The sequence below is a fragment of the Acetobacter indonesiensis genome, from assembly GCF_000963945.1.
Classification (GTDB): domain Bacteria; phylum Pseudomonadota; class Alphaproteobacteria; order Acetobacterales; family Acetobacteraceae; genus Acetobacter; species Acetobacter indonesiensis.
Window position 1 is genome coordinate 78,942 of sequence record NZ_BAMW01000002.1, and the last position, 12,990, is coordinate 91,931.

The 12,990-nt window shown below is 56.2% G+C and carries 14 protein-coding genes; 12 read left to right on the plus strand and 2 right to left on the minus strand.

Annotated elements, in window-relative coordinates:
• From Abin_RS00420 to Abin_RS00435, 4 genes are all read left to right on the plus strand, one after another.
• Nucleotides 1-1,149: a GNAT family N-acetyltransferase gene (locus Abin_RS00420; RefSeq protein ID WP_048844395.1), complete on the plus strand. Its 1,149-nt coding sequence runs from the start codon at nt 1-3 to the stop codon at nt 1,147-1,149.
• Between the two features lie 314 nt (nt 1,150-1,463).
• Complete coding sequence (folD, locus tag Abin_RS00425) at nt 1,464-2,372, plus strand: bifunctional methylenetetrahydrofolate dehydrogenase/methenyltetrahydrofolate cyclohydrolase FolD (RefSeq protein ID WP_048844396.1); 909 nt, start codon at nt 1,464-1,466, stop codon at nt 2,370-2,372.
• Nucleotides 2,369-3,118, plus strand: a complete 750-nt coding sequence (locus Abin_RS00430; RefSeq protein ID WP_048844397.1) for a methylenetetrahydrofolate reductase — start codon at nt 2,369-2,371, stop codon at nt 3,116-3,118. Before folD ends, Abin_RS00430 begins: the two co-directional genes overlap by 4 nt.
• A gap of 53 nt (nt 3,119-3,171) precedes the next feature.
• Nucleotides 3,172-5,322, plus strand: a complete 2,151-nt coding sequence (locus tag Abin_RS00435) for a hypothetical protein (protein WP_048844398.1) — start codon at nt 3,172-3,174, stop codon at nt 5,320-5,322.
• Nucleotides 5,323-5,411: 89 nt separating this feature from the next.
• On the opposite strand, the gene Abin_RS00440 is transcribed toward Abin_RS00435, so the two are convergent.
• Together Abin_RS00440 and Abin_RS00445 are read right to left on the minus strand one after the other, a co-directional pair.
• The gene (locus Abin_RS00440; protein WP_048844399.1) at nt 5,412-5,906 is read right to left on the minus strand and encodes a kinase inhibitor; all 495 of its coding nucleotides are present in this window, start codon (nt 5,904-5,906) and stop codon (nt 5,412-5,414) included.
• A 15-nt stretch (nt 5,907-5,921) separates the two neighbouring features.
• Entirely contained in the window at nt 5,922-6,140 is a 219-nt protein-coding gene (locus tag Abin_RS00445; RefSeq protein WP_048844400.1) for a hypothetical protein, read from the minus strand.
• Here Abin_RS00445 and Abin_RS00450 point away from each other — a divergent pair.
• From Abin_RS00450 to Abin_RS00485, 8 genes are all read left to right on the plus strand, one after another.
• The gene (locus Abin_RS00450; RefSeq protein WP_158319870.1) at nt 6,139-6,282 is read left to right on the plus strand and encodes a hypothetical protein; all 144 of its coding nucleotides are present in this window, start codon (nt 6,139-6,141) and stop codon (nt 6,280-6,282) included. The genes Abin_RS00445 and Abin_RS00450 overlap by 2 nt on opposite strands.
• Nucleotides 6,283-6,364: 82 nt before the next feature.
• Nucleotides 6,365-7,480 carry a tRNA preQ1(34) S-adenosylmethionine ribosyltransferase-isomerase QueA gene (queA, locus tag Abin_RS00455; RefSeq protein ID WP_048844402.1) on the plus strand — a complete coding sequence of 372 codons (1,116 nt, stop codon included), beginning with the start codon at nt 6,365-6,367 and terminating at the stop codon, nt 7,478-7,480.
• A complete protein-coding gene (gene tgt / locus Abin_RS00460) occupies nt 7,477-8,637 on the plus strand; it encodes a tRNA guanosine(34) transglycosylase Tgt (RefSeq protein ID WP_048844403.1) in 1,161 nt (386 codons plus the stop codon). The genes queA and tgt overlap by 4 nt, the downstream gene beginning before the upstream one ends.
• 140 nt (nt 8,638-8,777) lie before the next feature.
• On the plus strand, nt 8,778-9,908 hold the full coding sequence (gene queG, locus Abin_RS00465) for a tRNA epoxyqueuosine(34) reductase QueG (protein WP_048844404.1): 1,131 nt from the start codon (nt 8,778-8,780) through the stop codon (nt 9,906-9,908).
• Nucleotides 9,905-10,144, plus strand: a complete 240-nt coding sequence (locus Abin_RS00470) for a ribbon-helix-helix domain-containing protein (protein ID WP_048844405.1) — start codon at nt 9,905-9,907, stop codon at nt 10,142-10,144. The genes queG and Abin_RS00470 overlap by 4 nt, the downstream gene beginning before the upstream one ends.
• Before the next feature lie 184 nt (nt 10,145-10,328).
• Entirely contained in the window at nt 10,329-11,156 is an 828-nt protein-coding gene (locus tag Abin_RS00475; RefSeq protein ID WP_048844466.1) for a TerB family tellurite resistance protein, read from the plus strand.
• Nucleotides 11,157-11,447: 291 nt separating this feature from the next.
• Nucleotides 11,448-12,317, plus strand: coding sequence for an MlaA family lipoprotein (locus tag Abin_RS00480; protein ID WP_174766855.1), 870 nt, complete (start codon nt 11,448-11,450; stop codon nt 12,315-12,317).
• A 7-nt stretch (nt 12,318-12,324) separates the two neighbouring features.
• Complete coding sequence (locus tag Abin_RS00485; RefSeq protein ID WP_048844406.1) at nt 12,325-12,954, plus strand: MlaC/ttg2D family ABC transporter substrate-binding protein; 630 nt, start codon at nt 12,325-12,327, stop codon at nt 12,952-12,954.
• Nucleotides 12,955-12,990: the final 36 nt, after the last annotated feature.

Below are 12,990 nucleotides of genomic sequence, written 5' to 3' on the forward strand. Positions count from 1 at the left end.
ATGCCCGACTGGTCTGTTTCTCTCCATGACGGCATTCACTCTCTAACGGCTTCTGCATGGGATTCCTGTGCAGGAGCAGACAATCCTTTTGTCAGTCATGCTTTTCTATCCGCGCTGGAAGACAGTGGCTCTGTCTGCCGCCGCACGGGCTGGATGCCACGGCATGTCAGCCTCCACGCCCCGGATGGCACATTGGCGGCCGTCTGCCCTGCGTATCTGAAGGGTCATTCGTGGGGCGAGTATGTTTTTGACCAAGGCTGGGCCCGGGCTTTTGAAGCCGCTGGCGGCCAATATTACCCCAAATTACAAATCGCCGTGCCGTTTACCCCGGCATCTGGCCCGCGCCTGCTGATTCACCCCACTGCCCCTCCAGAGTCTGCGGCTGTTCTGGCAGATGCCCTTCGACAAATCTGCGGTGATACCGGTCTGTCCTCCGCGCATGTAACCTTCTGTCAGGAACAGGAAAGCACGCTGATGGCCGGCCGTGGCTGGTTGCCCCGGCTTGGGCTGCAATATCACTGGCATAATCAGGGTTATCAAAGTTTTGAGGATTTTCTGGGGGCCTTATCGTCCCGCAAGCGCAAAGCCCTGCGTCGCGAACGTCGGGACGCCAATGCGGCGGGTTTAAGTTTCCACACCCTGCGCGGAAGTGACATTTCCCAGCAGGACTGGGACGCTTTTTACAGATTTTATCACAACACGGTCGATCGCAAATGGGGCAGCGCTTATCTGACGCCAAGCTTCTTTCCCATGCTTTCCGAACGATTGGGCGACCGGGTCGTGTTGATGGTTGCCCGCAATGGCACGGAAACCGTCGCTGCCGCCCTGAATTTTCTGGGTGGCGATACCCTCTATGGCCGCAACTGGGGATGTGAGGGTAACTGGCCGTTTCTACATTTTGAACTCTGCTATTATCGCGCCATCGATTTTGCCATTGAGCACGGCCTGAAACGGGTGGAGGCTGGCGCACAGGGCGAGCACAAAATTCAACGAGGCTACAGCCCCAGCTTTACCCATTCCGCCCACTGGATAGAAAACCCGTCCTTTCGCGCCAGCGTCAGTGCCTTTCTGGAACAGGAACGCGCGGCCATGGCAGAAGAGGCTCTGGCTCTCGACCAACTCTCTCCTTATCGACGGGATGAAACCTGACTGGCCACGGCGTAAAATTAACGCGTTCTAATGGCCTGTTCTGTCCAACATCGACATCATGACGGTTTTGTAGAAAGCGAAGTTCAACACCTTCTGCCTGGTGGCCCTCCAGACCGCCTGACTGTGTTTACACACTACATTCCCCTACCCGGTCACTGGCATCCTTTCTTCCAAATCGTTTCTGATTTTGGTCCCATGAAACTGGCTAAAACCTTGGGTAGCCGTGCCATAGCATTGTCCCGAGCCCATTTTTTGCGTATGCCAGCAGAACAATTTTAGCCCGCCCCTTCCCCATGAGACTGGCAGCAGGACCGATGAGCACATCCACCCCCTTTCCTTCTGATCATCACGCCACCCTGATTGATGGCAAAGGTTTTGCCGCGGACCTGCGCGCCAAAATTCGTGAGGATGTCCGCACGTTCCATGACGAACATGGCGTAACCCCCGGTCTGGCAGTCATTCTGGTAGGGAATGACCCGGCCAGCGAAGTGTATGTGCGGAACAAGGCTATTCAGACGCATCATGCAGGCATGCGCTCTTTCATGCACATGCTGCCTGAAACAACGTCTGAACCCGAACTTCTGGCCCTGATTGAACGTCTGAACAACGACCCGGAAATTCACGGTATTCTGGTTCAGCTTCCCCTGCCAAACGGGCTTGATGCGCGCCGGGTGACAAACGCCATTCGCCCGGAAAAAGACGTTGATGGTCTCGGTGAAATCAACGCCGGGCGTCTGGCCATTGACCTGCCCAGCCTTGTGCCCTGCACGCCGCTAGGCTGCCTGATGCTTCTGAAAGACCAGTTGGGCGACATGCGGGGCCAGCACGCCGTGGTCATTGGTGCCTCCAATCTGGTAGGCAAGCCTCTGGCTCTGTTGTTGCTGGCAGAAGGGTGCACAGTCTCCATAGCGCACATCCATACGCGTGACACGGCGGCGCTGGCACGGCAGGCTGATATTCTCGTGGTTGCCACGGGCGTTCGTGAACTGGTACATGGTGACTGGATTAAACCCGGTGCCACCGTGATTGACGTCGGCATTACGCGCGTCACCCTAGAAAACGGCAAAACCAAACTGGTTGGGGATGTCGTATTTGATGAAGCCGTGAAGGTTGCTGGCCGCATCACCCCTGTTCCAGGTGGTGTTGGCCCCATGACCATTGCGTGCCTGCTCAAGAACACCCTGACCGCCGCCCGCCTTCTGGTGACAGGAAAACCGGAATGAGCTTATCCCGCCTGTCTGTTGAACTCATCCCCCGTACAAACGAAGCCCTGCTGGATGATGTTGCACGTGTGAAAACGTTGCTGCCTGCGGCTGACACGCTGAATATTCCAGATCTGATGCGCTTTCCCCTACGAAGCTGGGATGCTGCGGCGCTGGTGCGTCCTCATTTCCCGAGTGTCGTGCCGCATGTCCGGGCCATTGATATTGCTCCGGATGCCACGTTGCCGGGTGCTGATCAGGACGGTTTGAAAGACGTTCTGGTGGTGCATGGTGACCCACCGGCAGATCTTTCCCATCGCACTTACCCCAACAGCACCGAAAGCATTATCCGCCGCTATAAAAAGGAAGCCCCGCACTTACGGGTTTATGCGGCATTCGATCCGTATCGGCGTGCGCCATGGCGCGAGCTGGAAGATGTTGCCCGCAAGAAAGAAGCCGGAGCCGAAGGCTTTTTCACGCAGCCGGTTTTTGATCTGAAGCTGTTTGATCTGTGTCAGGAATGGCTCCAGAACGAAACCGTGTTCTGGGGACTATCACCTGTTATTGGCCCCAAATCACGCTCTTACTGGGAAACGACCAACCATGTCGTGTTTCCCAAAAATTTTGAACCAACGCTGGATGCCAATATCCACTTTGCCCAGACGGTGTTGCGTACCCTTTCGAACCAGAAAGGCAGCGTTTATCTGATGCCACTTCGGGTCAAGCTTGATCAGTATTTACCCCCGTTGCTTGAGGCACTTGAGTAAATATTCCGACCACTTCACACTCCCTCTTGCCGATTGCATGAAAAGGTTCTGACATGGCGTTTTTTCTTCTTGGCTGGCATGGTGGGCTGGTAGGATACACAGGTTGGCACCTCCAGACGGCCTCCTTTGCAGATATCCTGTCCGGGTCAGTCTCACCTGTTATCATGCATGATGATGGCACGCTTGAGCCTTGCGGGGCATTTATCACGCCAACGCCATTAGAGAATTCAGACTCAATTGCGCTGAAAGTGAATCATCGCACTGTTTCAGATCGCAATGGCTTTCTAGAGTTGGTTGATCATCAGGCCACATGGGAATCATTCATTCCTGTTCAGACAACCTTACTTCCCATTCTGAAAGATCTGACAACGCGCAGTTGGCATGAGGCGGATAAGTGGGTCGGCAAAGCACATTGCACTGAACACCACCTTCATCTTGGTGATCGCCATTGGTCGATTGGAACACTGAATGCTGAAAAATCCGGAGAAACGGTCACGCTCTGGAATACAGATGCACCTGATCGTGTAACGTATAAGCTGTGTCCTTCACGGGCTCTCTCGTCCTTGCTGGAAACACTGAACGAGCGTTTGCAAGCGGGTGAAATACGATCCAGCGTCACCACACCCTGGGCTGATAGTGGCACTCTGCGGGAAACTCTTGCGAACGCCAGCTTTGCCCCGCACCGCACCGACTATCTGCTTCATCTTTCCCGCCAATGTGCCCTGTTTGAAATCTGGGACCTCGCTACAGGGTTTCTGGCCTGTGCGCGGCAGCAGGACTCAAATCCTGACTTCATTTACTTCGCTGCAATTCTTGCCTTGCGTGCACAGCAACATGACAGCGCCGCACAGCTTTTGGCAGAAGCTCTGACAACACGCTTTCCGGACTCAAATATTCTGGAAAAAACGGCAACCCTACGCGCGCGTCTGGCACAGGGCGAAAACACGCTGCTTCTGCTTCCTCAAACGCTTGAGGAAGCTAAGGTGCCCATGTTTGACAGGCTATTTGACCTGTTAATGGTTCCCCTTCCTCTGTCAGACCAGGACGGTAAGGACATACAGCAAGCCTACAGCATGCGTTTTGAAGACATGAGCGGCCAGCACGATATGACGCACCGCTTAAAACTTCTGACAGCAGAAGCCCATTATAATGGCGTAAGCTATTGGGAAGAAGTCAACATGGGGCACGTCGCGTGGTTGGCGGGCCTGCGTAAGGAAGCCGATGCACATTATGCGTCAGCGCGAAAACTGGCGATTGAAAGCCACATTCACCCCATTCATTATAATTGTGGCGTCTTTTCCTGGTTGAGTGAAGCAGACTGCGCTGCGCTCTCCAGCCGTTCCGTTCCAGACCGTCTTGGTGTTTCTCAGTGGGAGTGGCAGTTCAGTCCGGAAGACGATGCAACGGTTTTACCATCCGAAGTTTGTCTGGTGTTCGGGTGTGATAAAGGATATTTCCGCTTCATCCCGAAACTTATCCTTTCGCTCATCCGGGCCAGTCGCGCTAATCCGACTACCGGCTTTATTCAGTTGTGCATTGGCGTTGACCAACCCACCATGGAACAACTGACGTTTCTGACGAAAACGGCTGAATGGCTTGTTGCCAACAACTCCCGAGTGCGGCTCAATTTTGCGCATGGTACTCTGGCCTATCGGGACGGCGCGACCTACACAGCCATCCGTTATCTGATGCTCCCAGAAATTACAGCTCGCTTCAGTTGCCCCCTTATTACAGCAGATTGCGACGGCTACTTCCCATCTGATTTCGTGTCACTATGGCAGGACATGAAAGCATCGGCGGATTACGGGTTCAGACTGTATGCCTATAATCGGGAAGGCAAACAGGTCATGGGCGAACCATGGGGCTTCGGGGCCGGTATTTCTTACTTTGGGGAAGCTGACCGTATTCCCGCCATTGCCCATTTTCTGAACGACTATTTGAACACGGCCTATAATCCGCAGAATCCGACCAACTGGTGTGTGGATCAATGCGCACTGGCTGCGGCTTTCAAACGCTTTGTCGCACCGAAATGGGATGAATTGCGCATCAAATTCATGGACGAAGGCACACCCCTGATGGTTATGCCGCATCATGTGGGCGGCAAAGATGCCCTTCTGGCACATGAAGGGTCTTTTTCCATGGTGGATGTTGTGAGCGAACTGGCACGATACACACCAGAACCACCCCTCACCCCTCCCTCCTGACAATAAAAAGGGGAAGGCGTTTTCACGCTTTCCCCCTTTTAATAACGACAAATACCCCACACTCTTCAGCCAGAAAAACCTGTTTTGGTTTACGGCGCTTTGCCACCATAAACTGCCGTCAGGCTTGCTGAACCAAGGCTATGGTGATGCACCATGAACCCTACAAGCGCAGGGCTGGAGTCAGGCGTGACCTCAAGGTTGGGCACATCAAGCGCGTGCACCTTGAACACATAATGGTGCACTGGCCCCGGGGGCGGCGCAGCGCCACCGTAGCCGGGCACACCAAAATCAGTCCGAATCTGGAGCGCGCCTTCTGGCAGACCGCCTTTACCTGACCCTGCTCCTTCTGGCAGCGCGGTAACCGTGGCGGGAATATTCGCAACAACCCAGTGCCACCACCCTGACCCCGTTGGGGCATCCGGGTCATACACGGTAATCACGAAGCTTTTTGTGCCGTCCGGAGCCCCCTTCCATTCCAGCGCGGGGGACAAATTCTGCCCGGTTTGCCCCATGCCGTTGTACACCTGCGCCTGCGGCAGGGGTGCGCCCTCGGTAAATGCCGGGCTTGAGAGAACAAACGTCATGGTGCTTCCTCCTTGTTACCAGTTGCGGCTGATCAGCCAGAATTCTTCAGATGTCAGGGTAATGGCTTTCCCGGCATCAGATTCGGCAGCGGCAGCGGCCAAAGCTTCAATCCGTTCAATCATGATGATTTTACGCTGATGCGCTTCAGATGCCTCGTTAGTAGCCTGTAAAACGCCCAGAGACGTTTTGGCGGCTTTGGCAACGCGGTCAGCATCAAGCAATGCGTAGGACATGGTTTTTCTTCCCGTTTTTATACAAACACGCTTTAGTCTGAACGTCGTACGCCTGCGTATCAAGACCGGATGTGACGCACCACCCATTCGCGATTTTGCAGACCGTATCGCCACCACCTTCCATACGCCGCCGTGTGCCTGACGCATCAGGGCTGACAAGGTTCGACCAAAAACCCCATTCTTCTCTGGCGTGGGAGCCGCCTATTGCGTAAACCCGTCCGGCCATGAGCGACCGCACCGAAGATTTTGATTTCCACCTGCCCGAAAGCCTGATTGCGCAGGAACCCGCCCGCCCGCGTGAAAGCGCCCGCCTGCTGGATGTACCAGAGCATGGCGCGTTTCATGACCGGCATGTCTCTGACCTGCCGTCACTGTTGCGACAGGGAGATCTGCTGGTCGCAAACGATACAGCCGTTATCCGTGCGCAACTGCATGCGTTGCGGGGGGAAGCCCGCATTGGCATCACACTTGACCGTATCCTGCCCGATACCAGCTGGCATGTTCTGGTGCGCAATGCCCGCCGCCTGCGCGTAGGCGATACGCTGACCTTTACCGGTAGCCCCCACACAGCGGACGTGCTGGCGCGGGAGGAAGGCGGCGGGGCAATCCTGCGTTTTTCAGCGCAAGGGGCTGCATTTGATGCCTTTCTGAAAGATGTTGGGGCGCTGGCCCTACCACCTTACATCCACCGCCCCAATGGCCCTACCACGCAGGATGACACCGACTACGCCACCATTTTTGCCGAGCACAAAGGAGCCGTGGCAGCCCCCACCGCCGGATTGCACTTCACCCCGTCCCTGCTTCAGGCAGTCGATGCGACAGGCGCTGAACGCTGTACTCTGACCCTGCATGTGGGCGCAGGCACCTTTCTGCCTGTCAGAGAGAACGATATCTCCAAACACCATATGCATGCTGAACGCGGCATCATTACCCAGCAGACAGCTGACCGCATCAATGCGGTACGACGGGCTGGAGGGCGTATCATTGCTGTGGGGACAACAAGCCTGCGCCTGCTGGAAAGTGCGGCTGATGAAAATGGTCATGTGCATGCTTTTGATCAGGAAACATCCATTTTCATCCGGCCCGGCTACAAATTCAGGGCGGTTGATCTGCTTATGACCAACTTCCATTTGCCACGGTCAACATTGTTTATGCTGGTCAGTGCTTTTGCCGGGACCGAACGGATGCGCGCCGCCTATAACCATGCCGTCACGTCGGGCTATCGTTTCTATTCCTACGGGGATGCCTGCCTGCTGCGTTGCGCCAACCCCATTGACGCCCACCGTCGCACCCATCAGAACACCGTCCCTCTATCAGGTGAGGCTGGAGCATCGTCATGACCCGTTTTAACTGGACCTGCGAACGCACGGATGGTGCTGCCCGCGCAGGCATGCTGCATACAGCCCATGGCCCCGTTGCAACGCCAACATTCATGCCGGTTGGTACCGTTGGCACGGTCAAGGCCATGACCATGGATGCGGTGCGGTCAACGGGTGCTGGTATTGTGCTGGGCAACACCTATCACCTGATGCTGCGCCCCGGCGCGGAACGTGTGCGCCAGTTGGGCGGGCTGCACAAATTCATGGACTGGTCTGGCCCCATTCTGACTGATTCTGGCGGCTTTCAGGTTATGTCGCTGGGGGCGTTGCGCAAACTTGACCAGGACGGCGTGACGTTCAAATCGCACATTGATGGGTCAGCCCACCGTCTGACACCAGAAAGCTCGACCGACATTCAGCATGCGCTGGATGCCACCATCACCATGTGTTTTGATGAATGTCCGGCTCTGCCTGCCGCCCCTGACGTCATTGCCAAATCCATGCGGCTTTCCATGCGCTGGGCCGCGCGCTCCCGCGAGGCTTTTGTGCAGCGTGAGGGGTATGGTCAATTTGGAATTGTTCAGGGGGGCACGGAATCCGACCTCCGTGCAGAAAGCGTAAAAGCCCTGACCGATATCGGGTTTGAAGGCTACGCCATTGGTGGTCTTGCGGTTGGAGAGGGGCAGGAACTGATGTTCGCGACCCTCGATACCACTGTGCCGCTTATGCCGCAGACTGCGCCCCGCTATCTGATGGGCGTTGGCACCCCGGATGATCTGCTGGGCAGCGTCATGCGCGGTGTGGATATGTTCGATTGTGTCATGCCTACCCGGGCTGGCCGCACGGCACGCGCCTATACAGAACGCGGCACCCTGAACCTTCGGAACGCCCGCCATGCAAATGATGCGCGTCCTATTTCGCCGCATTGTGACTGTCTGGCCTGTTCACGCCACAGCCGCGCCTATCTGCATCATCTGTTCCGGGCCAATGAAATACTCGGCCCCATGCTGCTGACATGGCATAATATTGCCTATTATCAGCGCCTGATGCGCCAGATTCGTGAAGCCATTGTTGAAGGCCGCCTTGCTGCTCTGGCCACACACCTGCGCGCTGAATGGGCTGCCGAAGACTGGACAGAAGATGAAATGCCTCAACCGGTTATTCCACCTGTCGCATAAACACGCTCCCGCCCCCATTCCCAGAATGGGAGCTTACGCGACAGCTTTAGGCCGGCTGAAAAAATGCACAGGATCATTTACCCTGCGCCTGTTTTCTCCAAAGCCTTTGCCCGACAAATGCACTCCTCCGGCGATTGCTGATGTCTGATACGCCGCCTCTCCAGCCCGCCCTGTCTGAAACGCGCAGTCAAAAACTGGCCGCCCGTATTCGGGAAAAAGCGCTGGCACTGGGGTTTGACGCTATCGGATTCTGCCCGGCCCATCTGGGGCCAGAAGTGCGCACCCGCCTGACGGACTTTCTGGTGCAGGGGTATCATGGCGAAATGGGCTGGCTGGCTGACCGGGCCGACCAACGCGCGCACCCACAGGCCTTATGGCCCGAAGCCCGCAGTGTCATTGCGCTTGGCCTTTCCTACACGCCTGAAGGAGATGCCCTGGCAACACTGCGTAAGCCAGAGTGCGGCAATATTTCTGTTTATGCGCGGCACCGTGATTATCATGACCTGATCAAAGGCATGCTGAAACATCTGGCCCAATTTGTTGTCAAAGAAGGCCGGGATGCACTGAATGTGTCTGCACAGAGCCAGCACGCCACGGATACGCCGCAGGTTAAAGTCTTTGTCGATACGGCCCCTGTGGCGGAAAAACCCTTAGCCGCGCAGGCTGGCCTTGGCTGGCAGGGCAAACACACCAATCTGGTGTCCCGCACACAGGGAAGCTGGCTTTTTCTGGGTGAAATCTACACGACGCTCGATTTACCGCCCTCGCCCCCTTCCGGTGGCAGTTGTGGAAGCTGCACGCGTTGCCTGACCGCCTGCCCCACGCAGGCCTTTCCCGAACCCTATAAAATGGATGCGCGCCGCTGCATTTCCTATCTGACCATCGAACATGCAGGCCCTATTCCACTGGCATTACGCCCCGCTATTGGCACTCATATTTACGGTTGCGATGACTGTCTGGCCGTTTGCCCCTGGAACCGCTTTGCCCAAGTTTCACGGCAGATCAAACTCCAGCCGCGCCCTGATCTGATTGCGCCAGAATTGGCAACGCTTAGCCAACTGGATGATGCGGCTTTCCGTCAGATGTTTTCTGGTTCTCCCATCAAACGTATTGGGCGTAATCGCTTCATACGAAATGTGCTGATCGCTATAGGGAACAGCAAACAACCCGCCCTTCTGCCCCATGCACAGACCCTGACCAGTGACGCAGACCCGATTGTTGCTGAAGCAGCCCAGTGGGCAACCACACGCTTGATGGACCAACAGGCATGAGCGCCCATTTACGGAAACGCACCCTCATTCTGTCCGGGCATGACACTAGCGTGGCGCTGGAGCCCGAATTCTGGGAGGTGCTTGAAGATGTGGCGCAAAGCCAGAAACTCGCCCTGCCCGCCTTGGTTGCCAAAGTCGATTCCGCCCGTACACCGCCCCATTCTCTAGCCTCTGCCCTGCGGGTTTATGCTCTCAACTGGTTACGCCAGCAGTTAAATACCGACACCGAAGCATAACTTAGTGCCAAGCTTGACCCGCGCACGGCCTGTTTTTACGCCATGGCAGAACAAGGCAGCCATAACAGCGTTACCTGTATGCTGCCTTCTCTTGCGGCCCATCTGGTTGCTATGATGGTGCAAAGGCGAAACCCCGGCCCTATATAGAATGGCTGGAAAGCGGAAACGGGTTGAAGCAGACAGAATGGCTATTTGGGGTAAGATTTTCGGGGGTGTTGCCGGTTTTGCCATGGGTGGCCCGGTTGGGGCTGCACTGGGCACCGCCTTGGGCCACGCTGCGGACAAAGGCACGCTGCTTCAGCCGCCTGCTGGTGGCTGGAGTGACCGATGGGCGGCGCGCGCCAATCCAGACCCAAGCGGCGCGGCAACATTCATGGCCGCTAAACTGGCTGCCGCCATGGGCAAAAAGGAACAGCTTTACGGGTTAAGCAGCGTTATTTTGTGCGCCAAGCTGGCCAAATGCGATGCCCCGGTTAATCGACGCGAAATCAACGCGTTCAAGGCCCGCTTTCAGGTTCCGGCTGAAAATATGCGCGAACTGGGGCGACTGTTTGATATGTCGCGCCAGCGCACGGACGATTATGAAGGCTTTGCCCGCGAACTGGGGCAGGCCTACGCTAACGATAAGCAACCGCTGGAAGACCTTCTGGCCATCCTGTTTACAATCGCCCGGGCCGATCTGGCCGCTGATGAACCGCTGACCAAAGAGGAAACGCAGTTTCTCCAGCGCGTCCATGCTCTGTTCGGTCTTAGCAGAGGCGCGTGGGAGCGGGCCGAGCAAGGACGGGCGCGCCCCGCCATGGCTGAGGAAGACGCTTACGTCATCATGGGTGTGGAGTCCTCGCTCTCAAACGAAGAAATCCGCGCCCATTGGAAAACACTCGTGCGCCAGTATCACCCCGATGTGATGGCAGCGCGACAGGCCACGCCAGCAGAAATTGCCGAGGCTTCCGCCAAGATTTCCCGCATTAACGCAGCATGGGACCTCATCAAGCGTGAAAGAGGACTGTAAACGCCTTGTTGCAAGGAGCCTGAACAGACAACCGCACCATGATGCAGGGGGCGAATGCTGGCCGGACACAGCGCACGCAACTGCGGCATTCAGGCAACAGGGTATGGAAAAATCACAATTCAGACTGAACCCAAGGGTCTGAAGCGCGCTTTTTTTCCTCTACCCTGCCTTATGCGCAGAGAAGCCCTGCATTGCGTAGTGCCGTTCTCGTGGTAGACAAGGCGGCAGAATCTACCTGCCCGCGGGCAGGTGAAGGTAAGGATGCGTCACAGGGTGAAGGTGAAGGCGGCAATGAATTCAGGACGGAACGGTATGCGGCTCCGCCCTTGCGGTCAGGCGCAGGATGGTCAGACCCGGGCAGGCTTTTCGGCGTATCGCCGTCTTATATCCCGCTCTTCTTTCGTGGCGTTGTCGGCATTGACATTGGCCGGTTGCAGCGGGCTCCGCACACCGCCGCCCAAAGACCCCGATGCCCTTGCAGAATACAAGCAGGCCAACGATCCTTACGAGCCGCTTAACCGCAAGATTTACAACGTCACCATGACGTTTGATAAATGGGCTTTGCGCCCGGTTGCCAAAGCGTATGTCTGGTCCGTACCGCGCCCTGTGCGTAATTCGCTGGGCAACATGATTACCACCATGAACGAGCCCTCCGTGTTCTTTAACGATGTGGGCGCTGGTAAGCCCCGCCGTGCCGGGGATGCGTTTGTGCGGTGGTGCATCAATATGTCCGTCGGGATTGGCGGCCTGATTGATGTGGCGAAAATGGCTGGATACCCTCATCATGACAATGATGGCGGTTTGACACTGGCCAACTGGGGTATTCCGTCCGGCCCCTACCTGTTTCTGCCCATGGGTCCATCATCCTTCCGTGATGGCATCGGTTACGGCATTGACCAGGGGCTTTCCCCTTGGAACTATGTGCCGCGCGGTTACGGGCTGGTCAGCTTCAACTGGGCCTACAATATGCTGGCGATTGTTCAGGGCCGTTCTGCACATCTTGATGAGCTTGATGCTCTTCAGCGTGATGCGCTCGACCCATACGCTACCATTCGCAGTGCGTACCAGCAGCAGCGTAAAGCGCAGATTGAAGCGCTTAAAAACGACCACCGGGCGACTGTTCCTCTGTGGTACCATGTCAAGAACGAACAACAAGGGTAACACTGACATGACATTTTTCTCTGGCCGTCGCCTTGTTCTGGGTTCTCTGGCCCTGCTGTGTGCTGGCGGGCTGTCCATTATGCCTGCGCACGCTGCGCAGAACACAAAGCAGTTTATCGAAGGCTTTGGTAAGCAGCTTGTTGCCATCGTCAATAGCCCGGTTTCTCTTCCTGAAAAGAAAGAGAAGGTCATGCCGCTTATCCAGAAAAACGTGGATATCGATGCCATTGGCCGTTACTGCCTTGGGCGCTACTGGAAACTGGCAACGCCTGCCCAGCAGAAAGAATACCTCGAACTGTTCCATCAGGTGCTGGTAAACGCCATTACGGACAAACTGGGCGATTATCGCGGTGTCAGCTTCACCATCGGCAGCGTGACCAAATCAGGTGAAGACGAAGCCGTTGAAGCCACCCTGCTGCGCCCACAGCAGCCCCCGGCAACCATGCAGTGGATTGTCAATTCCGCCACGGGTTCTGAAAAAGTGGTCGATGTGATTGGCGAAGGTGCAAGCCTGCGTCTGACCCAGCGTCAGGATTATTCCTCTTACATCGCGCGGAACGGTGGCAGTGTGGACGCGCTGATCAGCGCCCTGAAGCGCCAGATTGCGCATCACACCGCAGCAGCGACCCAGAACTGAGTTTTTCACTCAAACGCGTCTGATTTCAAAAAAGGC